At 59.4% G+C, this 26,287-nt stretch carries 27 protein-coding genes and 3 pseudogenes; 26 read left to right on the forward strand and 4 right to left on the reverse strand.

Annotated features, from left to right (window positions below):
* Positions 1–12: 12 nt before the first annotated feature.
* The 4 genes from H3L94_RS06915 (at position 13) to H3L94_RS06930 (ending at position 3,162) form a co-directional block, all read left to right on the forward strand.
* Entirely contained in the window at positions 13–630 is a 618-nt protein-coding gene (locus H3L94_RS06915) for an FHA domain-containing protein (protein WP_182121421.1), read from the forward strand.
* 213 nt (positions 631–843) lie between these two features.
* Positions 844–1,137 (forward strand): DUF4190 domain-containing protein, encoded by a 294-nt coding sequence (locus H3L94_RS06920; RefSeq protein ID WP_220457288.1) that lies wholly within the window; start codon positions 844–846, stop codon positions 1,135–1,137.
* Positions 1,138–1,267: 130 nt separating this feature from the next.
* A complete protein-coding gene (locus H3L94_RS06925) occupies positions 1,268–1,915 on the forward strand; it encodes a 2OG-Fe dioxygenase family protein (RefSeq protein WP_182121422.1) in 648 nt (215 codons plus the stop codon).
* On the forward strand, positions 1,912–3,162 hold the full coding sequence (locus H3L94_RS06930) for a cysteine desulfurase-like protein (RefSeq protein WP_182121423.1): 1,251 nt from the start codon (positions 1,912–1,914) through the stop codon (positions 3,160–3,162). The genes H3L94_RS06925 and H3L94_RS06930 overlap by 4 nt, the downstream gene beginning before the upstream one ends.
* A 10-nt stretch (positions 3,163–3,172) precedes the next feature.
* Here the strand turns inward: H3L94_RS06930 and H3L94_RS06935 are convergent.
* Positions 3,173–3,360: pseudogene (locus tag H3L94_RS06935) on the reverse strand (ATP-dependent exonuclease).
* Positions 3,361–3,488: 128 nt separating this feature from the next.
* Here H3L94_RS06935 and H3L94_RS06940 point away from each other — a divergent pair.
* The 11 genes from H3L94_RS06940 to H3L94_RS06990 all read left to right on the forward strand — a co-directional run bounded on the left by H3L94_RS06940 (position 3,489) and on the right by H3L94_RS06990 (position 14,492).
* Entirely contained in the window at positions 3,489–4,289 is an 801-nt protein-coding gene (locus tag H3L94_RS06940; protein ID WP_040660700.1) for a cation efflux transmembrane domain-containing protein, read from the forward strand.
* Positions 4,290–4,377: 88 nt separating this feature from the next.
* Positions 4,378–5,133, forward strand: coding sequence for an alpha/beta fold hydrolase (locus H3L94_RS06945; RefSeq protein WP_182123126.1), 756 nt, complete (start codon positions 4,378–4,380; stop codon positions 5,131–5,133).
* 51 nt (positions 5,134–5,184) lie between these two features.
* The gene (locus H3L94_RS06950; RefSeq protein WP_244958726.1) at positions 5,185–5,841 is read left to right on the forward strand and encodes a DNA alkylation repair protein; all 657 of its coding nucleotides are present in this window, start codon (positions 5,185–5,187) and stop codon (positions 5,839–5,841) included.
* A 146-nt stretch (positions 5,842–5,987) separates the two neighbouring features.
* Positions 5,988–6,746 (forward strand): TSUP family transporter, encoded by a 759-nt coding sequence (locus H3L94_RS06955; RefSeq protein WP_009118376.1) that lies wholly within the window; start codon positions 5,988–5,990, stop codon positions 6,744–6,746.
* Between the two features lie 41 nt (positions 6,747–6,787).
* Positions 6,788–7,336, forward strand: coding sequence for a P-loop NTPase family protein (locus H3L94_RS06960; RefSeq protein ID WP_182121424.1), 549 nt, complete (start codon positions 6,788–6,790; stop codon positions 7,334–7,336).
* A 97-nt stretch (positions 7,337–7,433) separates the two neighbouring features.
* Entirely contained in the window at positions 7,434–9,227 is a 1,794-nt protein-coding gene (gene lpdA, locus H3L94_RS06965; protein ID WP_182121425.1) for a dihydrolipoyl dehydrogenase, read from the forward strand.
* Between the two features lie 326 nt (positions 9,228–9,553).
* Positions 9,554–10,801: an NAD(P)/FAD-dependent oxidoreductase gene (locus H3L94_RS06970; protein ID WP_425325909.1), complete on the forward strand. Its 1,248-nt coding sequence runs from the start codon at positions 9,554–9,556 to the stop codon at positions 10,799–10,801.
* A 160-nt stretch (positions 10,802–10,961) separates the two neighbouring features.
* Positions 10,962–12,293, forward strand: a complete 1,332-nt coding sequence (locus H3L94_RS06975) for an NAD(P)/FAD-dependent oxidoreductase (protein ID WP_182121427.1) — start codon at positions 10,962–10,964, stop codon at positions 12,291–12,293.
* Positions 12,294–12,389: 96 nt separating this feature from the next.
* A complete protein-coding gene (locus H3L94_RS06980) occupies positions 12,390–12,797 on the forward strand; it encodes a hypothetical protein (protein ID WP_182121428.1) in 408 nt (135 codons plus the stop codon).
* Entirely contained in the window at positions 12,794–14,002 is a 1,209-nt protein-coding gene (locus H3L94_RS06985) for a beta-ketoacyl-ACP synthase (protein WP_182121429.1), read from the forward strand. Before H3L94_RS06980 ends, H3L94_RS06985 begins: the two co-directional genes overlap by 4 nt.
* Positions 13,995–14,492 carry a hotdog family protein gene (locus H3L94_RS06990; RefSeq protein WP_182121430.1) on the forward strand — a complete coding sequence of 166 codons (498 nt, stop codon included), beginning with the start codon at positions 13,995–13,997 and terminating at the stop codon, positions 14,490–14,492. The genes H3L94_RS06985 and H3L94_RS06990 overlap by 8 nt, the downstream gene beginning before the upstream one ends.
* Before the next feature lie 164 nt (positions 14,493–14,656).
* Here H3L94_RS06990 and H3L94_RS13020 read toward each other — a convergent pair.
* Positions 14,657–15,596, reverse strand: a protein-coding gene (locus H3L94_RS13020) for an IS630 family transposase (RefSeq protein WP_182122119.1) whose coding sequence is annotated in 2 segments (ribosomal slippage) — positions 14,657–15,262 and positions 15,264–15,596 — 939 coding nt in all. Because the reading frame shifts where the segments join, the coding sequence is not laid out codon by codon here.
* Between the two features lie 69 nt (positions 15,597–15,665).
* Between H3L94_RS13020 and H3L94_RS07000 the strand changes: the two genes are divergently transcribed.
* Positions 15,666–16,373: a hypothetical protein gene (locus H3L94_RS07000; protein ID WP_244958728.1), complete on the forward strand. Its 708-nt coding sequence runs from the start codon at positions 15,666–15,668 to the stop codon at positions 16,371–16,373.
* 74 nt (positions 16,374–16,447) lie between these two features.
* Here the strand turns inward: H3L94_RS07000 and H3L94_RS07005 are convergent, their stop codons facing one another.
* Positions 16,448–17,380, reverse strand: coding sequence for a LysR family transcriptional regulator (locus H3L94_RS07005; protein WP_182123128.1), 933 nt, complete (start codon positions 17,378–17,380; stop codon positions 16,448–16,450).
* A 165-nt stretch (positions 17,381–17,545) separates the two neighbouring features.
* On the opposite strand from H3L94_RS07005, the gene mltG reads away from it, so the two are divergent.
* The 8 genes and pseudogenes from mltG to H3L94_RS07045 all read left to right on the forward strand — a co-directional run.
* Positions 17,546–18,541 (forward strand): endolytic transglycosylase MltG, encoded by a 996-nt coding sequence (mltG, locus tag H3L94_RS07010; RefSeq protein WP_182121433.1) that lies wholly within the window; start codon positions 17,546–17,548, stop codon positions 18,539–18,541.
* Between the two features lies 1 nt (position 18,542).
* Positions 18,543–19,124, forward strand: coding sequence for an inner membrane-spanning protein YciB (locus H3L94_RS07015; protein ID WP_182121434.1), 582 nt, complete (start codon positions 18,543–18,545; stop codon positions 19,122–19,124).
* Positions 19,125–19,148: 24 nt separating this feature from the next.
* Entirely contained in the window at positions 19,149–19,544 is a 396-nt protein-coding gene (locus H3L94_RS07020; RefSeq protein ID WP_182121435.1) for a GNAT family N-acetyltransferase, read from the forward strand.
* Positions 19,545–19,589: 45 nt separating this feature from the next.
* Positions 19,590–20,207, forward strand: coding sequence for a dTMP kinase (gene tmk, locus H3L94_RS07025; RefSeq protein WP_182121436.1), 618 nt, complete (start codon positions 19,590–19,592; stop codon positions 20,205–20,207).
* Positions 20,208–20,529: 322 nt separating this feature from the next.
* Positions 20,530–20,832, forward strand: coding sequence for a preprotein translocase subunit YajC (gene yajC / locus H3L94_RS07030; RefSeq protein ID WP_040660088.1), 303 nt, complete (start codon positions 20,530–20,532; stop codon positions 20,830–20,832).
* An 82-nt stretch (positions 20,833–20,914) separates the two neighbouring features.
* Positions 20,915–22,750 (forward strand): protein translocase subunit SecD, encoded by a 1,836-nt coding sequence (secD, locus tag H3L94_RS07035; RefSeq protein ID WP_040660090.1) that lies wholly within the window; start codon positions 20,915–20,917, stop codon positions 22,748–22,750.
* A 6-nt stretch (positions 22,751–22,756) separates the two neighbouring features.
* Positions 22,757–23,695, forward strand: a complete 939-nt coding sequence (gene secF, locus H3L94_RS07040) for a protein translocase subunit SecF (protein ID WP_182121437.1) — start codon at positions 22,757–22,759, stop codon at positions 23,693–23,695.
* 88 nt (positions 23,696–23,783) lie between these two features.
* Positions 23,784–23,993, forward strand: a pseudogene (locus tag H3L94_RS07045) (transposase); the annotation flags it as partial.
* On the opposite strand, the gene H3L94_RS12500 reads toward H3L94_RS07045, so the two are convergent.
* A complete protein-coding gene (locus H3L94_RS12500; RefSeq protein ID WP_425325910.1) occupies positions 23,976–24,176 on the reverse strand; it encodes a lipoprotein signal peptidase in 201 nt (66 codons plus the stop codon). The pseudogene H3L94_RS07045 and the gene H3L94_RS12500 overlap by 18 nt on opposite strands.
* Between H3L94_RS12500 and H3L94_RS07050 the strand changes: the two are divergent.
* Together H3L94_RS07050 and H3L94_RS07055 are read left to right on the forward strand one after the other, a co-directional pair.
* Positions 24,142–24,939: pseudogene (locus tag H3L94_RS07050) on the forward strand (IS5 family transposase); the annotation flags it as partial. The gene H3L94_RS12500 and the pseudogene H3L94_RS07050 overlap by 35 nt on opposite strands.
* 350 nt (positions 24,940–25,289) lie before the next feature.
* On the forward strand, positions 25,290–26,000 hold the full coding sequence (locus tag H3L94_RS07055; protein WP_182121438.1) for a hypothetical protein: 711 nt from the start codon (positions 25,290–25,292) through the stop codon (positions 25,998–26,000).
* The last annotated feature ends 287 nt before the right edge of the window (positions 26,001–26,287 follow it).

The raw sequence follows: 26,287 nt of genomic DNA on the forward strand, positions 1-26,287 counted from the left end.
AAGGAGCGAAACATGGCCATGACCCTGTGTGCCGCCAGCAAGCATTACTACGATCCCGAAGTGCATGCCGACTGCCCGTATTGCGGTACCGGCCAAACCGCTGCGGCGGGCACGCCCAAAACCCAGGTAGCCCCCGCCGCCCCTGCTGGTGCCGATTGGGCCAAAACCCAGCCGGTAGCGGCCTTGGCCGGCGCCGCAGCCGCCAAAACCGTGGTGATGGGCGCGGATACCGGCGCGGGCGACATCGGCACCTTGCCGGTGGTGGGCTGGCTGGTGGTGGTAGACGGCCCCGGCTTGGGCCGCGACTTCCGCCTGATTCAGGGCGAAAACCGCATCGGCCGCCAAGCCGGTTTGGAAGTGTGTTTGGATTTCGGCGCCCACAGCGATGCCGGCATCAGCCGCGAAGCGCATGCAGTGGTGGTGTTCGACCACCACGCCAAAGAATTCTTCATCGAGCGCGGCAACAGCCGCAACCTGCCCATGCTCAACGGCAGCACCATCCGCGGCGAACCCACCCTGCAAGCCTTCGACCGCATCCAATTGGCGGCCACCACCCTGCTGTTTGTGCCGCTGTGCCATACCGGCCTGCACTGGGAAGGCGGGCTGTTACAGATGTTGAATCGAACTTGAGCATTTGTTTTCAGGTAGCCCGAGACCTTTGCACACCCTCCAGACCCGGATGCGGTTCAAGGCGTAGCAGCGCAACGAGCAAAGACATCTCGTGCGGATAAGCAAGCGAGCCTTGCTCCTAGGCATCAACCTACAACGCCGAAACGCACCGCAGATGGGAGGTTATAAAATTCTCAGCCCCTTACCGCACCAAGTATCCAGCAACCCACCGGATTGAGCACCCGCATCATGCACCCCGTACAATACCAAAGCCATTTGGCAATCGTCAGCCTGATCTGCGGCCTGTTGGGCTGGACCCTGCTGCCGCTCGCGGGCAGCATCGCCGCCGTCATCACCGGCCACATGGCGCGGCGGGACATCCGCCATAATCCCGCGCTAAGCGGCGACGGCTTGGCCCTGGCCGGCCTGATTCTCGGCTACAGCTGCCTGATTTTCAGCCTATTGGCCTTTTTAGCGATTTTCTTGTTTTTCGGCGGCTTGGCATTTTTCGCCATATTTGCCGGCTGATCATCATCCGGCCCGCCCTGATTTCAGGTAGCCCGCCTTATCCCCTGGCTACCTGAAAACGCGGCCACGGCAGGGCCATCCGCCCATGCCGCGGCAAAACCTTCCACACAATGGAATAGAGAGAGAAAACATGAACCATCCTTTCGAATACACCACCGGCTGCCTCAGCGCCCCGGAAACGGCAGACTTACAACCGTCTTTCCACACCCTCACCCCCAGCGCCTACAAAGACGGCGCCTACCGCTTGCGCCGCTATTCCAAATTCCGCTACCGCCAAAGCGACGGTTGCATCGAACTGCAAGCCAACAGCCAATTCGTACAGGGCGACGAGCTAAACCGCTTCCAAGGCAATGTTGCCCGCACCTACGACGACCTCACCGCCGACACCATCGCCTCCGCCGGTTTCGCCGCCATGTTCCGTCGTTTTGCCGAAACCGCCGGCCTGCCTGAGCCAGCCGAAATCGAAGTGCACCAAATGCGCATCATCGCCAAAAGCGCCGGTCAAGCAGCCGAATCCACGCCCGAAGGCATCCATCAAGACGGCTTTGACCGCATTGGCGTATTTACCGTTGCCCGCCACAATGCCGAGGGCGGCGAACTCTATTTGTGGCGCCAGCCAGACGACGCCGCACCGCTGGCCGCCTGCCTGCCGCAAGCCGGCGACTTCTGCGTTTTGAACGACAGCCTGCTCTGGCACAGCGCCTCGCCCGTCAACACCTGCTCCGATGCCGAAGCCGGCTATTGGGATTTATTTGTTTTAACCGCCAACCAATCATGAACTACCCCATCGACACCATCCGCAGCCGCTTCCCCGCCCTGCACCAGGCCGACGAACACGGCCAATTGCCCGTCTTGCTCGACGGCCCCGGCGGCAGCCAAGTGCCGCAATGCGTTTTAGACGCACTGCTCGGCTATCTGGGGCGCTACAACAGCAATCTCGGCGGCCATGCCGAGGCCGGCCGCCGTACTCAGGCCACCAACGAACAGGCCCGCGCCGCCGCGGCCGACTGGCTGAGCTGCGAGTCCGACGAAATCGTGTTCGGCCTCAACTCCACCAGCCTGATGTTCAACCTCAGCCGCGCCGTTGCCCAAACTTGGCAGCCGGGCGACAACATCCTGCTCAGCAGCCTCGACCACTATTCCCACGTCTCCTCCTGGCAGCGTGCTGCCGAAGACATGGGCGTGGAGGTACGCCTATTGCCGCTGAATGACGAAGGCAGCGATTTGGACTACGCCGCCCTGCCCCGCCTGCTGGATGCGCGCACCCGTCTGCTGGCGTTCACCCTCGCCTCCAATGTGCTCGGCACCTTCAGCCAAGCGCAAACCTTGGTGCAGGCCGCCCGCGCCGTCGGCGCCTGGGTGAGCGTGGATGCCGTACACGCCGCCGTCCACCGCCTGCCCGACGTCCAAGCGCTGGATTGCGATTTTCTGTTTGCCTCCTCCTACAAACTGGGCGGCCCGCATCTGGGCATGTGCTACGGCAAACGGCAGCATTGGCAAAACCTGCACCCGTATAAAGTGGAACCGGCGGCCGAAACCGTGCCCAACCGCTGGGAACAAGGCACCCAATCGTTTGAAGCGCAGGCCGGCTTTATCGCCATGGTGGACTACTGGGCCGGCTTGGGCGGCAGCGAAGGCAGCCGCCGCGAACGCCTGCAGGTGGCCTATCGGCAAGTGGCCGCCTACGAGCAAGACCTCAACCGCATCCTGCTGCAAGGCTTTGCCGAGCGCCCCTATCTGCAGCTGTACGGCCTGTCCGCAGCCGAAGGCCGCAGCCCCACTTTTGCCTTCAACATCGTGAAAAACGGCAAGGTGCAGCCCGCCGCGCCGGTCAGCCAGTGGTTCGGCCGTCGCAACGTAGCCTTGGGCAACGGTAATTTCTACGCACTGGCCGTTTCCCGGCATTTGGGCTTGGGCGACGAGGGCTTTTTGCGCATCGGCTGCCTGCACTACACCAGCCACGCCGAAATCGAATGCTTCTTCAGCCTGCTCGACCAATGCGCGGCTGAATTGGGTTATCGGTAAACACCGGCTTTCAGGTAGCCTGAGACCTTTGCAAAACTCTCAGATGTGGATGCAGTTCAAGGCGTAGCAGCGCAGCGAGTGTGAACGTCAGGAATCCCTGTGGGACAGACATATCATACAGATAGGCAAGTGAGCGAGCAGTACCCATAGGGCATAAACGCACAACGCAGAAATGCGTCGCAGATGGGGGTTTTGCAAAGGTCTCAGCCTGACGGCGGTTCATTCAGGCAGTATGAGCGGCATGAGTCGGTCATGCCCCATGGTTTATATGGCTTTGAATGTGTCCCCCCTTACCCCTCACTTACTGAAATGGAGACCACACCATGTTGCACCGTTCTGTTTTCCACATCGCTAAAATGGACTGTCCTTCCGAGATACAGCTGATCCGCATGAAACTGGCAGATCAACGCCAGATTGCCGATATGCAGTTTGATATTGCACAACGGGAGCTGACCGTCATTCATCAAGGCGATTGGTTACCCATTTTGACACTGCTGGAAACCCTGAACTTAGACAGCCGACATATGCATAGCAGCCGAGATGGCATCACAGTAATGTCCTCAGCAGCAGACCAAGCCGACCAGCGGCGGATATTGTGGCAAGTACTGCTGATCAACCTGCTGTTTTTCTTGATGGAAGGCATTGCCGGCTGGCTGTCACACTCCATGGGGCTGCTGGCCGACAGTTTGGATATGCTTGCCGATAGTGCGGTTTATGCCTTGGCACTGATGGCGGTAGGCAATACGTTGTTGCACAAGCGGCGGGTTGCACGCACAGCCGGGCTATTGCAGGCAGCGCTAGCCGTATGGGGCTTGGTGGAAGTGTTACGGCGTTTTTTCGGCTGGGAAGGCGCACCTGCTTATCACATCATGATGGCGGTAGCTTTCCTGGCCTTGCTGGGCAATGCTTTGTGTCTGTATTTACTACACAAAAGCCAGAACCATGAAGCCCATATGCAGGCCAGCATGATTTTTACCGCTAACGATGTTTGGGTAAATCTGGGGGTGATTGCCGCCGCTGTGCTCACCTCGGTAACACAATCCAAATATCCCGATTTGCTGGTGGGCGCTTTAGTGTTCGTGCTGGTGGCCAACGGTGCGCGGCGCATCTGGCAGCTGGGCAAATAGATAGGAATCTAATGAACAATCAATCGGATGAAAACCAAAACCATCCAAAATTCAACAGTATGATGTTTAGAAAAATCCTCAGCACATGATGAATTCCCATTACCTCAACCACCTCGGCGCCCGCCTGCATTACCGCCTGGGCGGTCAGGAGAACGCGCCGGTGCTGGTGCTGCTGCACGGCGGATTCGGGTCGATGGCCGATTTCGCTGCGCTGCTGCCGCGCCTGCAGGCGCAGTTTCGGCTGCTGGCCATCGACACCCGCGGCCACGGCGGCAGCACCCTCGGCGACGCACCGCTGAGCTATGCGCAAGCGGCCGACGATGTGCGCCACATCCTGCGCCACGAGGGAATTGAACGCTGCCATTTGTTCGGTTTTAGCGACGGCGGCATCACCGCCTACCGGCTGGCGGCCGAAGACAATGGCCTTATCGACAGCGTGGTCACCGTCGGCGCCGACTGGCACCGCGACCACCTGCACCGGGTACGGCCGATGTATGCATCGCTGGATATCCATGCGGTGCGCGAGCATATGCCGACGCAGCTGGCCGCCTATTTGGCCGACAACCCGGAGCCGGATGTCGAACGCTGGATTGCCGCCCTCAAAACCATGTGGCTGGACGAGAGCGAGCAGGGTTATCCCAACGAGCGCATGGGCCAAATTCGCGCGCCGGTGCTGGCGGTGCGCGGCGATGCCGATTTTCTCTACCACCTGGCCGACTGGGCGGCGCTGAAAAACGTTCTGCCCGCCGCACATTTGCTCAATGTGCCCTTGGCCGCGCACGAAGTGATCCGCGAGCAGCCCGATATCTTGTGGGCGGCCTTGCAGGCATTTTGGGCTACCTGAAACACCGGCTTTCAGGTAGCCTGAAGCCGCCGGCCCAATGAGCATAAGACCATGATCGACAACAAAGCATTACTGGCCGCCTTGCGCGACGCAGCCGACCCCGAATGCACCGCACCAATGAAGGCCTATATGAAAAATCGCTTTGAGTTTCTGGGAGTTACCAAGCCCCACATCGGCCAAATTTGCAAGCCGTTTTTCAAACAATCGGCTTCGCAAGAGATTGACTGGCCATTTGTCAGAGAATGCTGGAAAAACCCGTATCGCGAGCTGCAATATTGCGCACTGAATTATTTGAAAGCCGTGCAAAAACAGCTCACGCCACAAGACATCCCCCGCCTTGAAAAACTGATTACCGAAAAATCGTGGTGGGATACGTCTGACGTGCTCGACCGCATTGTCGGCGGCATTGCCTTGAATTACTCGGAAGTGAACGCCGTGCTGCTGGACTGGAGCCGCAGCGATAATATCTGGCTGCGGCGCGTCGCCATCGATCACCAGCTTTTACGCAAGGAAAAAACCGATACCGAGCTCTTAGAGCAAATTATCTGCAACAACCTGGCGCAAAAAGAATTTTTTATCAACAAAGCCATCGGCTGGGCATTGCGCGACTACAGCAAAACCAACCCCGCATGGGTACGTGCATTCATCGCCCGCCACCGAAGCCTCATGGCGGCTTTGAGTATCCGCGAAGCGGAAAAGTATTTGTAAGGCTGCCTGAAAGCCTTTCAGGCAAGTCGCAAGGGTTTTGGAGCATGTTATGCACTTTCCACCCCCACGCGAGAACGGCTCTGCCCGCCCCAAACACATAAACCGAGCGCTCATGGCTCCACCATTTTCAGGTAGCCTGCATAGATATGGACATCATCTTAAGTTGGGAAACCATAGCCGCTTTGTTTTTGGTGGCGGCGGCGGCCGGTTTTGTCGATGCCTTGGCCGGCGGCGGCGGGCTGCTGACCATACCCGCCTTGCTGCTCAGCGGCCTGCCGCCGGTGTCGGCCTTGGCCACCAACAAATTGCAAGCCTGCGCCGGCTCGTTCTCCGCCTCGCTGACCCTGGTGAAAAAAGGCGTGGCACACCCCGGCGCCATTCGGCGGGCGCTGGTGCTGGCCTTTATCGGCTCCGCCATCGGTACGGTATTGGTGCAGCTGTCGCCGGCCCAAATGCTCACCGTGCTGATTCCGTTTTTGATTGCCGGCATCGGCCTATACACCCTGTTTGCCCCTTCTTTGGGGCAAACCGCCCGCCCGCCCAAAATCAGCCGGCAAAGCTGGCAGCGCTATATTGTGCCGTCTATCGGCTTTTACGACGGCTATTTCGGCCCGGCCACCGGCACGTTTTTCTCCCTGAGCCAAGCCGTGCTGCGCGGCACAGATTTAGTGCGTGCCACCGCCGATGCCAAGCTGCTAAACTTCGCCACCAATTTGGCTTCCCTGATTTTCTTCCTGTTGGGCGGCCACATTGTTTGGCTAGCCGGCTTGGCCATGATGGCCGGGCAGGCACTGGGCGCTTTCTTTGGCGCGCGGATGGTGGTAAAAGGCGGCACACGCCTGATCCGCCCCATGATGGTGATGATGTGCTTTGCCATGGTGGCCAAATATGTGTTTTTCTCTTAACCGACCCCACCGGGCTACCTGAAACCGCAACAGGCCAACAGATGAAGATAGACAAACCCTTCCGCAGCATGAGCCTGGCCGAATACCGCCATTACATTGCCCGCCATGCCCGTTATACCGACTTCAACCCGCTGGGGCTGTACCGCTCGATACTGGAAAACCCCGCCTTAGACACCGCCGGACAGCAGGAAGTGCTGGCGCTGGCCAACCGCTATTTTCAGAAGTTTTACGATTTTCTGGTGGTCAAAGACCTACCCACTTATGCCCGGCTCTCCCGCTTGGGCCAAGCGCCCCTCAGCGAAGCGCAGGAGAGGCAATATCTCGAACAGCTGAGGCGGGTTGCCGAAAAGCGCTTGGCCGGAAAAGACATCCGCCATTGGCGGGTGGGCGTTTACAGCACTTCCGAGCGTTTCAACGGGCGGCTAAACGACGACGGCAGCCCGCAAACCGTAGCAGTGATGAGCCGCCGCCGCTCGCAAAAAATGCTGAAAACCGCCCATATCCCGCACCAGCTGCAGCGGAAAAACCAATACCGCATCATTAAACAGGCATTCGGCGAATACGGGCAAAACGACGACGAAGCGGTTTAGGCTACCTGAAAGGCGTCAACCGGATACCGATACCCGAACCCGGCACCACGCGAACCCAACCCATGTATTTTCAACCCACATCACAGAAAGCAAGTGTATGAGCATCATCGAACTGAAAGTCCCCGACATCGGCGGACACGAAAACGTAGACATCATCGCCGTGGAAATCCAAGCCGGCGACAGCGTGGCGCTGGAAGACACGCTGATTACCCTCGAAACCGACAAAGCTACCATGGACGTGCCGGCAGAAGCCGCGGGCGTGGTCAAGGAAGTGCGCGTCAAAATGGGCGACAAAATTTCCGAAGGCGGCGTGATTGCCGTCATTGAAGCGGCCACGGCTGCGGCCGAAGCCCCTGCGGCCAAAGCCGAGCCGGCCGCCGCTGCGGCAGCGCCCACGCCCGCACCACAGGCGGCGGCATTTTCCGGCAGCGCCGACGCCGAATACGATGTGGTGGTGTTGGGCGGCGGCCCCGGCGGTTATTCCGCCGCCTTTGCCGCCGCCGACGCCGGCCTGAAAACGGCGATTGTCGAGCAATACCAAACCTTGGGCGGCGTGTGCCTGAACGTGGGCTGCATCCCCTCCAAAGCCTTGCTGCACAATGCGGCGGTAATCGATGAAGTGAAACACCTGGCCGCCAACGGCATCAAATATTCCGCGCCGGAAATCGACGTCGATATGCTGCGCGGCTACAAAGACAAGGTCATCGGCAAGCTCACCGGCGGTTTGGCCGGCATGGCCAAGGCGCGCAAAGTGGACGTTATCCAAGGCCGCGGCAGCTTTGCCGGCCCCAACCACCTTCAGGTAGCCCTCACCGAATCAGCACAATACGAAACGGCGGTGGAAACCGGCGAAAGCAAAACCATCGCCTTTAAAAACGCCATCATCGCCGTGGGCAGCCGCGTGGTGAACCTGCCGTTTATCCCCCAAGACCCGCGCATTGTCGATTCCACCGGCGCGCTGGAATTGCGCCAGCACGGCGGCAGGCTACCTGAAAAAATGCTGGTCATCGGCGGCGGCATCATTGGTCTGGAAATGGGCACCGTGTACAGCACCCTGGGCGCGCGCCTGGATGTGGTGGAAATGATGGACGGCCTGATGCAGGGGGCTGACCGCGACTTGGTGAAAGTGTGGGAAAAAATGAACGCCCACCGTTTCGACAACATCATGACCAATACCAAAACCGTGGCCGTGGAAGCCCGCGACGACGGCATTTACGTCACCTTTGAAGGCGAGAAAGCCCCGGCCGAGCCGCAGCGTTACGACTTGGTGCTGGTGGCCGCCGGCCGCGCCCCCAACGGCAAACTGTGCGGCGCCGAAAACGCCGGCGTGGCCGTCACCGAGCGCGGCTTTATCGAAGTGGACAAACAGCAGCGCACGAATGTGCCGCACATTTACGCCATCGGCGACGTGGTCGGCCAACCCATGCTGGCGCACAAAGCGGTGCACGAAGGCCATGTGGCGGCGGAAAACTGCGCCGGCCACAAAGCCTATTTCGACGCGCGCGTGATTCCCGGCGTGGCCTATACCGACCCCGAAGTGGCTTGGGTGGGCGTGACCGAAGAAATCGCCAAACGCGACGGCATCAAGATCACCAAATCGGTCTTCCCCTGGGCCGCCAGCGGCCGCGCCATCGCCAACGGCCGCGACGAAGGCTTTACCAAGCTGATTTTCGACGCCGATTCGGGCCGCATCATCGGCGGCGGCATCGTCGGCACCCACGCCGGCGACATGATCGGCGAAATCTGTTTGGCCATCGAAATGGGTTGCGATGCCGAAGATATCGGCAAAACCATCCACCCGCACCCCACCTTGGGCGAGAGCATCGGCATGGCCGCCGAAGTGGCGCTGGGCGTGTGCACCGATTTGCCGCCGCAACGCAAGAAGAAGTAAGCGCGGGGCTGTGATACAACAGGCTACCTGAACAGGCTTTCAGGTAGCCTGAATTTTTGACGGCCGCACCGTAAAGCGGAGACCTTTTCACCCCCATCTGCGACGCATTTCTGCGTTGTACGTTTATCCCTTAGGGATGCTGCTCGCTCGCTTGCCTATCGTGTGATGGGTCTGCGCTGCCACGCCTTGAGCCGCATCCCTATCCGGGGGCTTGGCAAAAGTCTCTGCCTTGGCCAACAGCAAACAGCCCGCCATGCTTGCCAAGCCTGCCGAATCGTGATTTGATAGGGCTTCTCTGCCGCAGACGGCATCTTCAGGAGCCCGTGATGACGGAACAATTCGATGTGGTTGTAATCGGTGCCGGCCCCGCCGGCTCGGTGGCCGCCGCCCTGCTCAACAAACAGGGCTTTTCTGTTTGCGTGTTGGAAAAACAGCATTTTCCGCGCTTCGTGATCGGCGAAAGCCTGCTGCCGCACTGCATGGAGTTTCTGCAAGAAGCCGGTTTTCTGCCCGCCATCGAGGCCGAACCCGGCTTTCAGTTTAAAAACGGCGCCGCTTTCAGCTGGGGCAGCCGCTACACCCATTTCGACTTCACCGACAAATTCAGTCCCGGCCCCGGCACCACGTTTCAGGTGCGCCGCGCAGTGTTCGACAAAATCCTGATCGACGAAGCCGCCAAGCAGGGCGTGGACGTGCGTTTCGGCGAAGCCCTCACCGCTTTCGACAACCACGGCGACAACGCCCTGCTTTCCGTGCAGCGCGAGAACGGCAGCGCCTATCTTCTGGCGGCACGCTTTGTGCTGGATGCCAGCGGCTACGGCCGCGTGCTGCCGCGCCTGCTGGACTTGGACACCCCCTCCCATCTGCCGGTGCGCGAAGCGCATTTCACCCATATTGACGACCGCATTACCGCGCCCGATTTCGACCGCAACAAAATCCTGATTTCCACCCATCCCGTGCACCGCGATGTGTGGCTGTGGCTGATTCCCTTCGGCGACGGCCGCAGCTCCATCGGCGTGGTCGGCCTGCCCGAACGCTTTGCCGGCCTCGGCGATTCGGAAGCGGTGCTGAAAAAATTTGCGGCGGAAGTGCCCATGCTTTCGCGTATTCTGGCCGATGCCGAGTGGGACAATGAATTTCCCTTCCGCCACATCCAAGGCTATTCGGCCAATGTGAAGGCCCTGCACGGCAGGCATTTCGCCCTCTTGGGCAACGCCGCCGAGTTTCTCGACCCCGTGTTTTCCTCCGGCGTCACCATTGCCATGCACTCGGCCAAGCTGGCGGCCGATCTGCTGGGCAGGCAGCTCAAAGGCGGCGAAGTGGATTGGCAGGCGGAGTTTGCCGAGCCGCTGATGGTGGGCGTCAACGCTTTCCGCACTTATGTGGAAGGCTGGTATGACGGCAGTTTCCAAGACGTGATCTACGCCGACAACCGCAGCCCCGAGATCAGCCGCATGATCAGCTCGATTCTGGCGGGCTATGCTTGGGACACCGCCAACCCGTATGTGGAAAAATCGCGCCGCCGCCTGGCCGCGCTGGCCGAAACGGTGGGCCCGGCCGCCATTCGGCAATAGACATAGGAACGCGCATTCGCCGCTTGTCGGCCCGCCTAGGTTTTAAAAAAGCGGCCGGCATCGAACAAGGTTTTGCCTTAACGCAAAACCCGGATACCTGAAAAGGATTATCCTCATTCCCCCACAACCCATTTCCCTATTCCTGACCTCAGGAGCCCTTATGCACCACAGCTACGATGTCGCCGTGATCGGCGCCGGCCCCTCCGGGGCGGTGGCTGCCGCCCTACTCAATAAACAGGGTTTCAGCGTTTGCGTGTTGGAGAAACAGCATTTTCCGCGTTTCGTGATCGGCGAGAGCTTGCTGCCGCACTGCCTGGAAATCATCGAAGAAGCCGGTTTTCTGCCCGCCGTGCAGGCCGGCCTCGGCTTCCAATACAAAAACGGCGCCGTCTTTACCTTCGGCGAGCAGTGCAGCCGTTTCGAATTTACCGACAAATCCAGCCCCGGCCCCAATACCGCCTTCAATGTGCAGCGCGAACGCTTCGACCAGATTCTGATTGAAGAAGCGGCCAAGCAGGGCGTAACCGTGTGCTTCGGCGAAGAAGTGACCGCCTTCGACAACAGCGGCAGCCACGCGCAACTGAGCGTACGGCGTGAAGACGGCAGCAGCTACACGCTGGAAGCGGCATTTGTGCTGGACGCCAGCGGCTACCACCGCGTGCTGCCCCGCCTCTTGGGCTGGGACATCCCCTCCGACCTGCCCACCCGCCAAGTGCATTTCACCCACATCGACGACCACATCACCGACCCTGCTTTCGACCGCAACAAAACCTGGGTGGCGGTCCACCCCGAGCACCGCGACGTGTGGCTGTGGCTGATACCCTTCAGCAACGGGCGCAGCTCCGTCGGCGTGGTCGGCCTGCCCGAGCGCTTTGCCCGATTCGGCAGCTCGGCCTCGATTCTGAAAGCCTTTGCCGACGAAGTGCCGATGTTCGCGCGTTTTCTGGCCGACGCCCGCTGGGACAACGGCTTCCCCTTTCTCTATCTGCCCGGTTATTCCGCCAGCGTGAAAGCGCTGTACGGCAAACATTTCGCTCTCTTGGGCAATGCCGCCGAATTCCTCGACCCCGTGTTTTCCTCCGGCGTCACCACCGCCGTCCATTCCGCCAAGCTGGCGGCCGACCTTTTGGGCAAACAGCTGCTCGGCGGCAATGCAAACTGGCAGACCGAATTTGCCGAACCGCTGGCGGTGGGCGTGAACGCTTTCCGCACCTTGGTGGAAGGCTGGTACGACGGCCGCTTCCAAGACGTGGTGTTTTCCGGCCGCAGCCAGCCCAAAGTGCGCCGCCTGATCAACTCGATTCTGGCCGGTTACGCCTGGGACGGCGACAATCCTTTTGTGGCCCAACCCGAACGCGGCTTGGCCGCCCTGCACAAAGTCGCCGGCAAAAAAGCGGCAGCCGCAACCGAAGCGGCCGAACCGCCGCCGGCAGCGGAAACCAAAACCAATCAATTCCCCGGCACCGCACCGTTTTCCTTTCCCTGCTTTTAGGGCGTATCGTCAGGCAAACCGCAAAGAGACACGGCATTAGACGGCCGCGCCGTTTTCAGGTAGCCTTTCGCCCCATTCCCCCAAAGGCTACCTGAAATGCAGTTTTCCCGTTTCTCCGTTCTATCTACCCTGCTGCTGGCCGCCTGCGCCGCGCCTTTCCCCGCGCAATCGCTGCCTCAGTTGGCCGCGGGCGACAGCCGCTGGTTCAAATTGGAGCGGCTCAATCCGCAAGGCGAAGTGGAGCAAACCTCGCTCTTGGCGGTGCAGGGCGAAGGCGGCGGCCGCAGCCGCTGGATCCAAACCGATGCCTTCGGCGCCCCGCAGGCCCGCCTGCTCGCCACACCCGAAGGCTGGCAGCGCGACGGCTTTATCTGGCCCAACCGCGAAGCCGGTGAATTATTCCAAAACCTGTTCCCCTACATCAACGAACCGCACAGGCTACCTGAAACCCTGCCGGCCCGCCCCGACGGCCGCTGGCGCATCACCCCGATTACCCCACCATGAATACAGCCGTCTATCTGGGCGAACCGGCGCTGGTTTCCGCGCTGGGCAGCGGTTTGCCCCAGCACCTGCACCAATTGTTACGCAGTGATGCCCGCCCGCCGCTCACTTTCAGCAGCGAATGGATTGCCGGCAAAAGCCGCGCCTTCGGCGCAGTGAACGAGGCGCTGCGCGATTTTCCCGCCTCCCTGCCCGAAGCGCACCGCAGCCGCAACAACCAGCTGCTGTGGCACGCGCTGGCGCAAATCGAGCCGCAAATCGAAGCGGCACGCGCACGCTACGGCGCCGAACGCATCGGCGTGGTGATGGGCACCTCCACTAGCGGCGTGGATGAAAACCTGCCCCTGTTCCGCCATGTGGCCGCCGGCTGTGCCTGGCACGAAGTGCCCTTCAAACAGCAGCAGCAAATCCATTCCGCCCCCGCCGACTTCACCGCCGCCGTTTACGGCCTCGCCGGTCCCTGCTACGGCGTGTCTACCGCCTGCACCTCCGGCGCCCGCGCCCTGATCAGCGCCGCCCGCCTGCTGCGGCTGGGCGTGTGCGACGCCGTGGTGTGCGGCGGCGTGGACACCCTCTCCCCACTGACCATCAACGGCTTCGATGCCCTAGACGTCCTCTCCGACGGCCTGGCCAACCCCTTTTCCCGCCACCGCAACGGCATCAACATCGGCGAAGCCGCCGCCGCCTTCGTGATGAGCCGCGAGGCCGGCAGCGATCTGCCGCTCATGGGCTACGGCGCCAGCAGCGACGCCTACCATATGTCTTCCCCCCGCCCCGACGGCTTAGGTGCGGTTCAGGCCTTCCAAGCCGCCTTGCGCCACGCCGGCCTCACGCCCGACGCCGTAGGCTGGATCAATCTGCACGGCACCGGCACCCACCACAACGACAGCATGGAAAGCCGCGCCGTGGCCGAAGTCTTCGGCCCGCACACCGCCGCCACCTCTACCAAACCTTTTACCGGCCACACCTTGGGCGCGGCCGGCGCGCTGGAAGCCGCCCTGCTGTGGGGCATAGTCAGCCCCGTTCATAATCCCGAAGGCCGCCTGCCCGCCCAATACTGGGACGGCGAGACCGACCCCGAACTGCCCGCCATCGCCCTCACCACGGCCAACAGCCGCTGGCCGGCCGGACGCCGCATCGGCGCCAGCTCCTCCTTCGCCTTCGGCGGCAACAACAGCGTGTTGATCATCGGAGCCGAGCATGCCTGAATGCCCCATCACCCGCCCCGCCGACCTATTACCCCACAGCGGCCGCATGGTGCTGCTCGACCAAGTATTGTCTTACGACGAGCACAGCCTGCACGCCACCGCCACCCTGCGCCCCGACTGCCTGCTGCTCCGGCCCGGCAGCGACCGCCTGCCCGCCTGGATGGGCATGGAAATCATGGCACAGGGCATCGGCGCCTGGGCCGGCGCCCGCGCCTTCGACCAAGGCCAGCCCGTTCGCCTGGGCTTTCTGCTCGGCACCCGCAAACTGCAGTTCGGCGTGCCCGACATTCCGGTCGGCACCGTGCTTGACGTGCGCACCACCCTCTCCTGGCAAGACAGCAGCGGCATGGGCGTGTTCGACTGCAGCCTCAGCTGCCGCCAAGCCGCCCCCGGCAGCACACTCGCCCCGGACACCCTGCTGCTGGCCGCCGCTCTCAATGTGTTCAGCCCCACCAGCGACGAAATCCTGCAGCAAACCCTAGCCGGTTGACGCAGCCCAAGCGCGTGCTGGCGGCTTCCAATAATCATCAGGCTACCTGAACGCTCTTTTCAGGTAGCCCATATCGTTGCCCAGCTATTTTTATGCCGGTTCCGACTCAAGCAAACGGTTTCCAAACCGGCCTACTCCTTCATTGATTTTAGAGCTGTTTCGATTTAATTCATTACATACCCAGCTGATTTGAAGTAATTGGCACACTCTTGAGCCGAGAACAAATCAACCAGCTGCCCCATGCGCTGCCACAGCGCACCCACCGTGCGCTCGCCCGCCCTGCGCAGCAGCGCCTTGAACTTGGCAAACAGCTTCTCGATGGGGTTCAAATCCGGCGAGTACGGCGGCAGATAGCGAATGCTGGCGCCCACGCCTTCGATGGCTTCTCGCACGCCCGCCACTTTGTGGCTGGAGAGGTTGTCGGCAATGACGATGTCGCCAGGGCGAAGTGTCGGGCACCGAAAGGTTTTGACCCACGCCAGAAACACGGCGCCATTGATGGGGCCATCGGTCACCATGGGGGCCGTCAGTGCATCACAGCGCAAGGCGGCAATGAAGGTGCTGGTCTTCCAGTGCCCATGCGGGGCGCTGGCCACGCAGCGTTGACCGCGCGGGGCGCGCCCGCGCAGCGGCGTCATGCAGGTGCTGCTCCAGGTCTCGTCCAGAAATACCAGGCGCCTGGCATCGAGCCGGGCCTGCTGCTGTATCCAGCTCGCCCGTGCCTGCTGCACGTCTTCACGCTCCTGCTCGCTGGCGTGCAGCGTTTTTTTTGAAGCTCAGCCGCCATTTGTTGAGCTGGTGCCACAAGGCCGAGGGTTTGATGCTGATGCCATGCTCGCCCAAACGCTCGCACATTTGCACCAAGGTCAGATCGGGATCGGCCTTGATCCAGTCGCGGATCATGCCCTCTACTGGCGCCAGCCGGGAGATGCGCTTGCCGCCTTGCTGCCTGCTGCTGCGCTCGCCTTCTTTTTCGAAGCGATCACGCACGCGATATACCCACATGCGGCTGACTTCATAACGACGGGCAATGGCGCTGGGTCGCTCTCCGCGCTCCAGCGCTCTCAGTACTCGATCTCGCAGGTCTTGCGAATAGGCGCGCATCTCATGCTCCGGCTGGTAGAAAACCCTATTATGTAACATTCTCAATCAAAAATGCTCTAGAAAAACATGATGCGCGACCCTGAATTCTTCCTGCATCGCTATGCTCCCACCACCAATATCATGGCTTTTTTGGAAGTTCCCTATGACAAGCTGGTTGACTCTATCGCTCAGTGGGAGCGTAAGCGGGATAAATATCGCGAAGTGCCCGCGCAAAAAATCGATATTGACGGTACATGGGGGCAGAGGTTGAACAGCCTGCTGCCGCTTGATCGTTCGAAAGTGATGATTTCCGAAACACAATCCCAATGGTGTGTTTATGTTGATAACAGTAGACAAGGTACCGATCTCAACTCCGATCCATATTTTTTGTATAAGGAATTAGGTGTCCGTGAAATATCAGTCGTTATGGTACGGGATATCCCTAAGGTCAAGCCTGGTTCAACTCAATTTATGTATGGCGATGGTACTCAAGCTACAAAAATAGTTTCTGAAACAGGCTGGCACTATGAGGCTCCTGGTCGCTATATTGCAGCCCATCGCGAAAACCGTTGGGAATTCGAAGAATGGGGCGACCCGTTTCCGTTCGAAGAAGTAGAGCAATACCAGGCCCAGCGCATCAAAGACCGCCTGACGCCTGCAATGGTGGAGCGCTATTGCAGCCATTTCGGCATCGATTTGTTCAACCCGGATTTCTACAGCGGCCGCGCCTGTATTTTTAAAACCCAAATGCACCCGGACAGCCCGAAGTTACTGCAATTTCCCAATCAGCAAACATAGTCCGGCCATGCAGATAGCCTTAATACCTTCAGGTAGCCTGAAAAATTTCAAGCGGCGTCTGTGCCGCGACGCTTTCAGCCGGCCAATGCCAACACGCTCAAACCAGGCAGATCGGCAAAGCCGCGGTCGCGCACGATTTGGCAGAAATTGTCGAGGTAGATTTTGTCGGCATCGTCGCTGCGCATGGCCGCGTACAGCTCGCTGGTGAGCGGCGTACTGCCGATGGGGCGGGCCACGATATAGCCTTTTTCCAGATACGGCATCACCGTCCAATACGGCAGCGCCGCAATGCCGCGCCGGCTGGCCACCAACTGCACGATGGCAATCGTCAGTTCGCTGTGGCGGCGCGGCGGGTTGATGCCGGCGGGCAGCAGCACTTTGCGCAAAAGGTCGAGCATATCGTCGGGCACGGGGTAGGTGATCAGGGTTTCGTCGGCAAAGTCTTCCGCCTGCCACACCGTTTTATCGGCCAACGGATGGTCTTTGGCGCAAATGCCCACCATTTCGTAGGCAAACAGCGCCTGATAGCTGATGCCGGCCTGCGGCAGCGCTTCCGAGACAATCGCCAAGTCGGCGCGGTGCTGCAGCAGCAGGCCCACGGGGTCGGCCTGAAAACCCGACACAATGTCCAGCTCCACCTGCGGCCACAGCGGGCGGAAATCGCTCATCGCCGGCATCAGCCAGTCGAAACAGGTGTGGCACTCCACCGCCAGACGCAGCTCGCCCGCGCCGCCTTCCACAATCTGCACCAGCTCGCGCTCGGCGGCGGCCACCTGCGGCAGAATCTCGCGCGCCAGTTGCAGCAACCGCTCGCCGGCCGGCGTGAAGCGTACCGGATTGGATTTGCGCTCAAACAGCGGGGTGGCGTAATAGTTTTCCAGCGCACGGATCTGGTGCGACAAGGCCGACTGGGTGAGGAATACCCGCTTGGCCGCCAGCGACACGCTGCCGGTTTCTTCCAAAGCCAGCAGGGTTTTCAGATGGCGCAGTTCGATGATGGATTCCATAAGCAGAAAAAAGCGGTGGCACGGAATGCCCATTATCCCTTAAATCCGGCGTGTCTCGTACACGGTTTTTTACATCGCTGGCGAGGGGTTTCAGGTAGCCGCTGCGCCGCGCCCTCCGCTATACTGCCGCCTTTTTCGCACACACCACATCCGCATCAATCAAACATGTTGAAAAAAGCCGTCTATTTCCTCACCGCACTGGCGGCGGCCGCCCTTACCGCCTTTGCCTTGCTGCTGTTTCTGCCCAAAGACACCCAATCGCAACGGATTAAAATCGAACGCGGCAGCGGCATCGCCGGCGTTTCGCGCACCTTGGCCGCACAAGACGCCGTTTACAGCCGCTACGTCTTCCTGCTCGGCGCCTACCTCAACGGCGCTCACAAACACCTCACTCCGGGCAACTACCGCCTACAGCCGCGCGCTTCCAGCTGGCAGATTCTGCAACACCTGAAAAACGGCAAACCCGACACCGTAACCGTCCGCATCATCGAAGGCATGACCTTCGCCCACATGCGCCGCATCATCAACCGAACCGCCGACATCCGCCACGACACTGCCGGCTGGAGCGACCAGAAACTGCTGGCCGAAATCGCCCCCGACGCCGCATCCAAGTTGCCCGAAGGCCTGTTTTTCCCCGACACCTACGAAATCGACAGCGACAGCAGCGACCTGCAAATCTACCGCACCGCCTACGCTAAAATGCAGAGCGAGCTCGACCGCGCCTGGAACCGCCGTGCTGAGAAACTGCCCTACGAAACCCCCTACGAGCTGCTGACCATGGCCAGCATCATCGAAAAAGAAACCGCCCACCCCGAAGACCGCGCCGACGTGTCCGCCGTATTCGTCAACCGCCTCAACATCGGCATGCGCCTGCAAACCGACCCCACCGTGATTTACGGCATGGGCAACGCCTATCAGGGCCGCATCCGCCGGGCCGACCTGCGGCGCGACACCCCCTACAACACCTACACCCGCCACGGCCTGCCACCCACCCCCATCGCCCTGCCCGGCCGCGCCGCGCTCGAAGCCGCCGCCCAACCCAGCCAAGCAGGCTACCTGTATTTCGTTTCCCGCATGGACAACACCGGCAAAAGCCAATTCAGCCACACCCTGGCCGAACACAATGCCGCCGTGCGCCGCTACATCCTGAAGAAAGAATAAGATGACCGCCCTGCTCGACCTTTTGCCCCTGATTGCCTTTTTCTTCGCCTCGAAAAAATTCGGCCTGATTGCCGGCGCCGCCGCCGTCCTCGTCAGCACGCTGGCCGTGTACGGCGTCCACCTTGCCCGCCAGAAAGGCAAACTCACCAAACAGCAATGGACGGTGCTGCTGCTCACCATTGTGTTTTGCGGCGCCAGCATCCTCTTGCAGGACGACCTCTACCTGCGCTGGAAAACCCCCGTCATCAACCTGCTGTTCGCCCTGGCGCTCGGCATCAGCGCCCTCATCGGCAAACCGCTGATTCAGGCCGTGGCCAAAGACATCTTCCGCCTCAGCCCGCGCGGCTGGCTACGCCTCACCTGGGTATGGGCCGCCTTCTTCCTGCTCCTGGCCGCCCTGCACTACTGGATCGGCCTTTACGCTTACGACGAAACTTCGGAAAGCTCGAAAAACCTGTTTATCAATTTCAAAAGCTACGGCCAGCTGATTTTGATGATTGTCTTTATGCTCGCCCAAGGCATCGTACTCAGAGGCTACCTGAACACCGACGCCGAAGCGGCCGTACAAGACGACACACCCTAGACACACCCTAAAGGAATCCGCGCCATGTCCATCGACTACCGCATCAATGCTCCCGTCAGCGCCGAACAATTTGCCGGCCTACTCTCACGTTGCAGCCTCGGCGGGCGCCGCCCTACTGATTTGGCGGTGCTGCGCAACATGCTCGAACAGGCCGATCTGACCGTAAGCGCCTGGGACGCAACGGAATTGGTCGGCATCGCCCGCTCGCTTACCGACTTTGCCTACTGCTGCTACCTCTCCGATCTTGCCGTGGCCGACAGCCACCAACGCGCCGGCATCGGCCGCGCCTTGCTGGACCACACCGCCGGCCGCTTGCCCTCTGGCTGCAAGATCGTGCTGCTTTCCGCTCCGCAGGCCGTCGATTATTATCCGCACATCGGCTTTCAGCCCCATCCTTCGGCTTGGGTGAAGCCGGTGTAGATATCGGTGTCAATGTCCATGTAAAGGCTACCTGAAAACCTCGCCATGAACGCCAAATTCATTACCCTAGACGGCATCGACGGTGCCGGCAAAACCACCCAGCTTAAGGTCATCCGCGACTGGTTCGCCCGCCAGGGTCTGCCCGTCCGCTTCACCCGCGAGCCCGGCGGCACGCCCGTGGGCGAAGCCCTGCGCCAACTGCTGCTCAGCCCCGACACCCGCATCGGTCTGCGCGCCGAAACCCTGCTGATGTTCGCCGCCCGCGCCCAGCATTTGGAAGACGTGATCCTGCCCGCCCTGCGCGACGACATTTCCGTGGTGTCCGACCGCTTCACCGACGCCACCTTCGCCTATCAAGGCGCCGGCCGCGGCCTGCCCGCCGACGACGTGGCCGCCCTGGAACACTGGGTACAGGGCAGCCTGCGCCCCGACCTCACTTTCCTGCTCGACGTGCCCTTGGCCGTTTCCATGCAACGCATCGAAGAAAACCGCGAAAAAGACCGTTTCGAGCAGGAACAGGCCGCCTTCTTCACCCGCGTGCGCGAAGGCTACCTGAAACGCGCTGCCGCCGCGCCGGAACGCTATGCCGTGATCGACAGCAACCGCGACAAAGCCGCCGTGCGTGGCGAAATCGAAGCCTTTTTGCAGCGTTTGTTCACCTAGGGCAGGTTTTCGCCCCCAAGCGCTGACGGCTCATTCACAACGCGCACCAGCGGCTTTCAGGTAGCCTGAGACCTTTGCAAAACCCCCATCTGCGGCGCATTTCTGCGTTGTGCGCTGCTCACTCACTTGCCTATCTAGATGATATGTCTGTCCCACGGGGATTCCTGATGTTCACGTTCGCTGCGCTGCTACGCCTTGAACTGCATCCACATCTGGGGGTTTTGCAAAGGTCTCAGCCTGCCCGCCGGCACAAGTGTTGGAAAAAGCCCGAATGCCGTTTACAATAGCGCGTTTTTCCCTCACGCTTTACGGAGTTTTTCCCATGATTTCCTTCGCCTTTGCCGACGGCGCCGCTGCCGCCCAGCAACCCAGCCTGCTGCTGAGCTCCCTGCCTTGGATCTTCCTGCTGGCGCTGTTTTATTTCATGATTCTGCGCCCGAGACAGGAAGAAAAACGCCGCCAGCAAATGCTGGCCGAACTGAAAAAAGGCGATAAAGTGATGACCACTTCCGGCATGACCGGCAAAGTAAGCAAAGTGGGCGAACAGTATGTGACCCTCGAAATCGCCCCCGGCGTGCCGGTAGAGTTCCACCGCCAAGCCATCACCGTCAAAATCGAAGGCTGATTGGGGTCTGTCCGCAGCCCCTGCGGCAGCGCATGCTTTGCGCTGCCCGTTTCCGTTTCCGAACGCTTCCGAAAGCACGCATATGAACCGTTATCCGATTTGGAAATACCTCCTGATCGCACTCACCATCGTGGTGGCCGGCCTCTACGCCCTGCCCAACCTCTACGGCGAAACGCCTGCCGTGCAGGTATCGAGCAGCCGCCAGTCGCAGCCGGTCAATGAAACCACCGAGCAGGCCGTGGCCCAAGCGTTGGAAGAAGCCGGCATCCGCCATCAAGGCATGTTTATCGCCGACGGCAGCCTGCGGGTGCGCCTGGCCAACGAAGAAGAGCAGAGCAAAGCCCGCGACGCCATCGAGCGCAAACTGGGCAACGGCCACATCATCGCGCTCAACCTGATTGCCAACACGCCCGAGTGGATGAGCCGTTTGGGCGCCAACCCCATGTTCCTCGGCCTCGACCTGCGCGGCGGCGTGCACTTCACCATGCAGGTGGACATGAAAGCCGCCATCGAGAAAACGCTCGACCGCATCGCCGGCGATTTCCGCCGCCAGCTGCGCCAAGACAAAATCCGCAGCGGCAGCATCCGCAAACAAGGTCAGACACTGGTGGTGCCCTTCCAAGACGAAGCCACCCTGCAGGCCGCTCTGCCCAAACTGCGCCAGCAGGCGCCTGATGCCGAACTGACCACGGAAGGCAACAACATCGTGGTGCGCCTGCCCGAGCAGACGCTGGCCGACATCCAAAGCGCCGCCGTCAAGCAAAACATCAACACCCTGCACAACCGCGTTAACGAACTGGGCGTGGCCGAGCCGGTGATCCAACAGGCCGGCCCCGACCGCATCGTGGTGCAGCTGCCCGGCGTGCAAGATACCGCCAAAGCGAAAGACATCATCGGCCGCACCGCCACCTTGGAAGTGCGCATGGTGTCCGACGACCCCGCGCTCAACCAGCAGGCCGCTGCCGGCAATGTGCCGGCGGGCTACGAACTGCTGCCGGTGCAGGGCGGCGGCCAGTTGCTGGTGAGCAAACAGGTAGAGCTGACCGGCGACAACATCAACGACGCCCAACCGGGCTTTACCGAGCAAAACCTGCCTTCGGTCAACCTGAATCTGGACAGCGCCGGCGCCGCCATTTTTGCCGACATCACCCGCAACAACATCGGCCGCAGCACCGCCATGATTCTGATCGACCAAGGCCGTGCCGAAATCATCACCGCCCCGCGCATCAACGAGCCGATTCCCGGCGGCCGCGTGCAGATTTCAGGTAGCATGAGTTCGGACGAAGCGCGCGATGTGGCCCTGCTGCTGCGCGCCGGATCGTTGGCCGCTCCAATGGAAATCATTGAAGAACGCACCATCGGCCCGTCTATGGGTAAGGAAAACATCGAAAAAGGCTTCCAATCCACCTTGTGGGGCTTTTTGGCGGTGGCGCTGTTTATGGTGTTCTACTACCGCCTGTTCGGCGTGTTCTCCGTGCTGGCGCTGAGTGCCAACCTGCTGTTTCTGATTGCGATTCTTTCTATGCTGCAGGCCACCCTCACCCTGCCCGGCATCGCCGCCATCGCGCTCACCTTGGGCATGGCCATCGACTCCAACGTGTTGATTAACGAGCGTATCCGCGAAGAATGGCGCGCTGGTGCCACGCCGCAGAAAGCCATCAACGAGGGCTACCGCCATGCCTGGGCCACCATTGTGGATTCCAACATCACTTCGCTGATTGCCGGCATCGCCCTCTTGATTTTCGGCTCCGGCCCGGTACGCGGCTTCGCCGTGGTGCACTGTATCGGCATCCTCACCTCCATGTACTCCTCCGTGGTGGTGTCGCGCGCCTTTGCCAATCTGTGGTACGGCCGCCGCCGCAAACTGGAAAGCCTCTCCATCGGCATCCGCCCCCAACCCCGCGCCGCCAAGGAGTAAACCCTTATGGATCTGTTCCGTTTCAAACGCGATATTCCCTTTATGAGCTACGGGAAAATCACCACCCTGATTTCCCTCATCACCTTTATTGCCGCCGTTTTCTTTCTGTTTACCAAAGGCTTGAATTTCTCTGTGGAATTTACCGGCGGTACCGTGATCGAAGTGCAATATGAAAACGAAGGCGCCGATCCCAACCGGGTGCGCAGCCGCTTGGCCGAATTGAAAATGGGCGAGGCCCAAGTGCAAACGCTGGGCACCAACAAACAGCTGATGATCCGCCTGCCCAACAAAGAAGGCGTCAGCTCCGCCCAGCTCTCCAACCAAGTATTGGAGCTGCTGAAACAGGATCACCCCGATGTGAGCCTGCGCAAAGTGGAATTCATCGGCCCGCAAGTCGGCGAAGAGCTGGTCAACCACGGCCTGCTGGCGCTGCTGATGGTGGTGGTGGGCATCATCATCTATCTGTCGGTGCGTTTCGAATGGCGTTTCGCACTGTCGGCCATCATCGCCAATATGCACGACGTGGTGGTGATTCTGGGCTGTTTCGCCCTGTTCCAATGGGAATTTTCGCTCACCGTGCTGGCCGGTATTTTGGCCGTGCTCGGCTACTCGGTAAACGAATCGGTGGTGGTGTTCGACCGCATCCGCGAAAACATCCGCAAACCGGCCATGCGCGGCAAACCGATTCCCTACATCATCGACAATGCCATCACCGCCACCATGAGCCGCACCATCATTACCCACGGTTCAACCGAAGCCATGGTGATCGCCATGCTGTTGTTCGGCGGCCCCGCGCTGGAAGGCTTTGCCATCGCGCTCACCATCGGCATTGTGTTCGGCATTTACTCGTCGGTGCTGGTGGCCAGCCCGCTGCTGCTGTTCTTCGGTCTCACCCGCGAAAACATCATCAAGCCGCCCAAGCAAAAAGAAGAAGCGGTGGTGTGATCTGCCCCTTTGCCCCCACAGGCTGAGACCTTTGCAAAATATCTCCCAATCCCCTAAATTTCCTCTCAGGACATTTAGGGGATTTTTCATGAGCACCTTCTTTCAGCAAACCGCCCAAGCCATGATTGCCAAACACATCGACCGCTTTCCCCTATTGAAATTCGAGCAGGTGATTGATTGGCAACCAATCGAGCATTACCTCAACCGTCAAAGAACCCGCTACCTTAGAGACCACCGTGGTCGTCCAGCTTATCCCCTGTTATCCATGTTCAAAGCCGTTCTACTCGGCCAATGGCACAGCCTGAGACCTTTGCAAAACCCCCAGATGTGGATGCAGTTCCAGGCGTAGCAGCACAGCGAGCGCAGACATATCATTTAGATAGGCAAGCGAGCGAGCAGCGCACAACGCAGAAATGCGCCGCAGATGGGGGTTTTGCAAAGGTCTCAGCCTTTCCGACCCCGAACTCGAATACAGCCTCATCACCCGCATCGATTTCCAACTCTTCTGCCGCTTCGACGACTTCCGCATTCCCGACCACAGCACCCTCTGCCGTTTCCGCAACTGGCTGGCACAAGACAACACCCTGGCCGGACTGCTGGATCTGATTAACCGCCAACTGACTGACCAGGGCTTAAAAGTAGAGAAAGCATCCGCCGCCATCGTTGACGCCACCATTATTCAGACGGCCGGCGGCAAACAGCGTCAGGCCATAGAAGTGGATGACGAAGGCGTTGTCTGTGGCGAAACCACCCCCAGCAAAGACCCGGATGCCAAGTGGATCAAAAAAGACGGCCGCTTCCATCTGGGCTACAAACAACACACCCGCACCGATGCGGACGGCTATATCGAGAAACTGCACATCACCCCGGCCAATGCTCATGAGTGCAAACACCTGCTGCCATTACTGGCGGACATCGCAGAAGGCAGCACCATTTATGCGGATAAAGGCTACGACAGCCGGGAGAGCCGACAACATTTGGTAGCGTGCGGCTTGAAAGACGGCATCATGCAAAAAGCACACCATGGCTGCCCATTAAGCCAAGAGCAGAAAATCCGCAACGGCCGGCTGGCGAAAGTGCGCTATGTGGTGGAACAAAGCTTTGGTACGTTGCACCGCAAATTCCGCCATGCCCGGGCAGCCTATTTTGGTTTGCGCAAAGTGAGTGCACAAAGCCACCTGAAGGCGATGTGTGTGAACCTGTTGAAAGCAGCCAACAGGCTCAGTGTGCCTGTTGCTGCCTAAAGGGCAGCGGATTGCCTGAAAAACAGGCAATCCGTAGAGGAGAACAGGGAAGTTTGGCTAAAAAGCGATGAAAATATCCGAAACCATAGGCTACGGTTTCGGATGCTGGGTGAGACCGAATTTTGCAAAGGTCTCAGGCCACCTGAAACGCCATTCGCGCTTTCAGGTAGCCTGAACCCTATCTACAACGTATTTCTATCTTATGCGCTTATGCCCGGGAAATGTCTCGCTTGGTTACTTACCTGTGATGTATCTCTTCCAACAAAGCAAATACATAGCAATAGGCAGCGTAAACTCGCTTAGAAATATCGTTCTGAATGTTGAAGCATACTCTTGTTCTTGGAGCAAAAATGCAACCACAGAATTATCGTCTAGCAAAGCGTGCACCATGGCACCTAGTTGCACGCCACTTTCTGTTTGGCATAATTTCCTTATGCGTTACCGTTTGGATTACTTATAAGCAACAAGTGTGGCAGTGGCATTTTGATGCTTTGATACATATGGAAAATACCATATGGTTAGCTGGCATAATCACTGGTTTTTCGGTGTGGCTAGAAGAGTGGTATCGCGCTGCCAAGGCAATATTAGATCACCCCGGAGAAGAAAAAAAACGCCCGACGACTGGCAGTAAATACCTATGGACAGATGGTGCTACAGCTTATTTTTTGTGCTTTCCCATAGCTTTAGCTGCTTTAGTTATTACCGTGTTTGGCACAGTAGCAGACTTCTTAATGGCCCTACCTTTGTGGGGCTGTTTTGCTTTTTTCCGTTATCGTTTACATAATGAACATATTTTGTATATTGATTATGCGGCAGAAAAGATTGCAATCTGTCGCTTTGGCTGGTTTTGGTGGAAGAAAACGGATCAATATGCTCTGCATGATTTCTCCGGCATTACGAAAATAGAGCGTGAGCATTCTGCTGACGTATTACTTGTCGGCAAACTCAATAAGCCTGACTTAAACTTTGAACATATTGATCGATCAAATTTCCGCTACCTAGCAATGCGGGCATTAAATAAATTGCGTCAAGCGACAGGATTACCTATTTTGGAAAAATGAGCTAACTAAGACTTGAAATTTAGGTCCTTCCCAAACTCGCTATTACCCAAGATCTGAGACCGTAGCATATAACTTCAGAATATCGAGTGCATCTGATTTTGCAAAGGTCTCAGGCTACCTGAAAACCGTCAGCCGCCCGCCCGTCTTTACTTTTCCCAATCACGCCCGGTTCACAGTTTCCGCTATAATCCACTTTCGTTTTTCGCTCGGTTTTCTACTCCGTTCACTGCTTTGAATACCGCCAAACTGCGCCGGCGCTGGATCCGCAGCCGCTACCGACCGCTGCC

The sequence above is a fragment of the Neisseria shayeganii genome (genome assembly GCF_014054965.1).
GTDB lineage: Bacteria > Pseudomonadota > Gammaproteobacteria > Burkholderiales > Neisseriaceae > Eikenella > Eikenella shayeganii.

Excerpts from the sequence above, each read along its gene's own strand:
- H3L94_RS06915 (WP_182121421.1), top strand. The coding sequence starts at position 13 with ATGGCCATGACCCTGTGTGCCGCCAGCAAGCATTACTACGATCCCGAA.
- H3L94_RS06925 (WP_182121422.1), top strand. The coding sequence starts at position 1,268 with ATGAACCATCCTTTCGAATACACCACCGGCTGCCTCAGCGCCCCGGAA.
- H3L94_RS06930 (WP_182121423.1), top strand. The coding sequence starts at position 1,912 with ATGAACTACCCCATCGACACCATCCGCAGCCGCTTCCCCGCCCTGCAC.
- H3L94_RS06945 (WP_182123126.1), top strand. The coding sequence starts at position 4,378 with ATGAATTCCCATTACCTCAACCACCTCGGCGCCCGCCTGCATTACCGC.
- H3L94_RS06950 (WP_244958726.1), top strand. The coding sequence starts at position 5,185 with ATGATCGACAACAAAGCATTACTGGCCGCCTTGCGCGACGCAGCCGAC.
- H3L94_RS06955 (WP_009118376.1), top strand. The coding sequence starts at position 5,988 with ATGGACATCATCTTAAGTTGGGAAACCATAGCCGCTTTGTTTTTGGTG.
- H3L94_RS06960 (WP_182121424.1), top strand. The coding sequence starts at position 6,788 with ATGAAGATAGACAAACCCTTCCGCAGCATGAGCCTGGCCGAATACCGC.
- lpdA (WP_182121425.1), top strand. The coding sequence starts at position 7,434 with ATGAGCATCATCGAACTGAAAGTCCCCGACATCGGCGGACACGAAAAC.
- H3L94_RS06970 (WP_425325909.1), top strand. The coding sequence starts at position 9,554 with ATGACGGAACAATTCGATGTGGTTGTAATCGGTGCCGGCCCCGCCGGC.
- H3L94_RS06975 (WP_182121427.1), top strand. The coding sequence starts at position 10,962 with ATGCACCACAGCTACGATGTCGCCGTGATCGGCGCCGGCCCCTCCGGG.
- H3L94_RS06980 (WP_182121428.1), top strand. The coding sequence starts at position 12,390 with ATGCAGTTTTCCCGTTTCTCCGTTCTATCTACCCTGCTGCTGGCCGCC.
- H3L94_RS06985 (WP_182121429.1), top strand. The coding sequence starts at position 12,794 with ATGAATACAGCCGTCTATCTGGGCGAACCGGCGCTGGTTTCCGCGCTG.
- H3L94_RS06990 (WP_182121430.1), top strand. The coding sequence starts at position 13,995 with ATGCCTGAATGCCCCATCACCCGCCCCGCCGACCTATTACCCCACAGC.
- H3L94_RS07000 (WP_244958728.1), top strand. The coding sequence starts at position 15,666 with ATGCGCGACCCTGAATTCTTCCTGCATCGCTATGCTCCCACCACCAAT.
- H3L94_RS07005 (WP_182123128.1), bottom strand. The coding sequence starts at position 17,380 with ATGGAATCCATCATCGAACTGCGCCATCTGAAAACCCTGCTGGCTTTG.
- mltG (WP_182121433.1), top strand. The coding sequence starts at position 17,546 with ATGTTGAAAAAAGCCGTCTATTTCCTCACCGCACTGGCGGCGGCCGCC.
- H3L94_RS07015 (WP_182121434.1), top strand. The coding sequence starts at position 18,543 with ATGACCGCCCTGCTCGACCTTTTGCCCCTGATTGCCTTTTTCTTCGCC.
- H3L94_RS07020 (WP_182121435.1), top strand. The coding sequence starts at position 19,149 with ATGTCCATCGACTACCGCATCAATGCTCCCGTCAGCGCCGAACAATTT.
- tmk (WP_182121436.1), top strand. The coding sequence starts at position 19,590 with ATGAACGCCAAATTCATTACCCTAGACGGCATCGACGGTGCCGGCAAA.
- yajC (WP_040660088.1), top strand. The coding sequence starts at position 20,530 with ATGATTTCCTTCGCCTTTGCCGACGGCGCCGCTGCCGCCCAGCAACCC.
- secD (WP_040660090.1), top strand. The coding sequence starts at position 20,915 with ATGAACCGTTATCCGATTTGGAAATACCTCCTGATCGCACTCACCATC.
- secF (WP_182121437.1), top strand. The coding sequence starts at position 22,757 with ATGGATCTGTTCCGTTTCAAACGCGATATTCCCTTTATGAGCTACGGG.
- H3L94_RS12500 (WP_425325910.1), bottom strand. The coding sequence starts at position 24,176 with ATGAGGCTGTATTCGAGTTCGGGGTCGGAAAGGCTGAGACCTTTGCAA.
- H3L94_RS07055 (WP_182121438.1), top strand. The coding sequence starts at position 25,290 with ATGCAACCACAGAATTATCGTCTAGCAAAGCGTGCACCATGGCACCTA.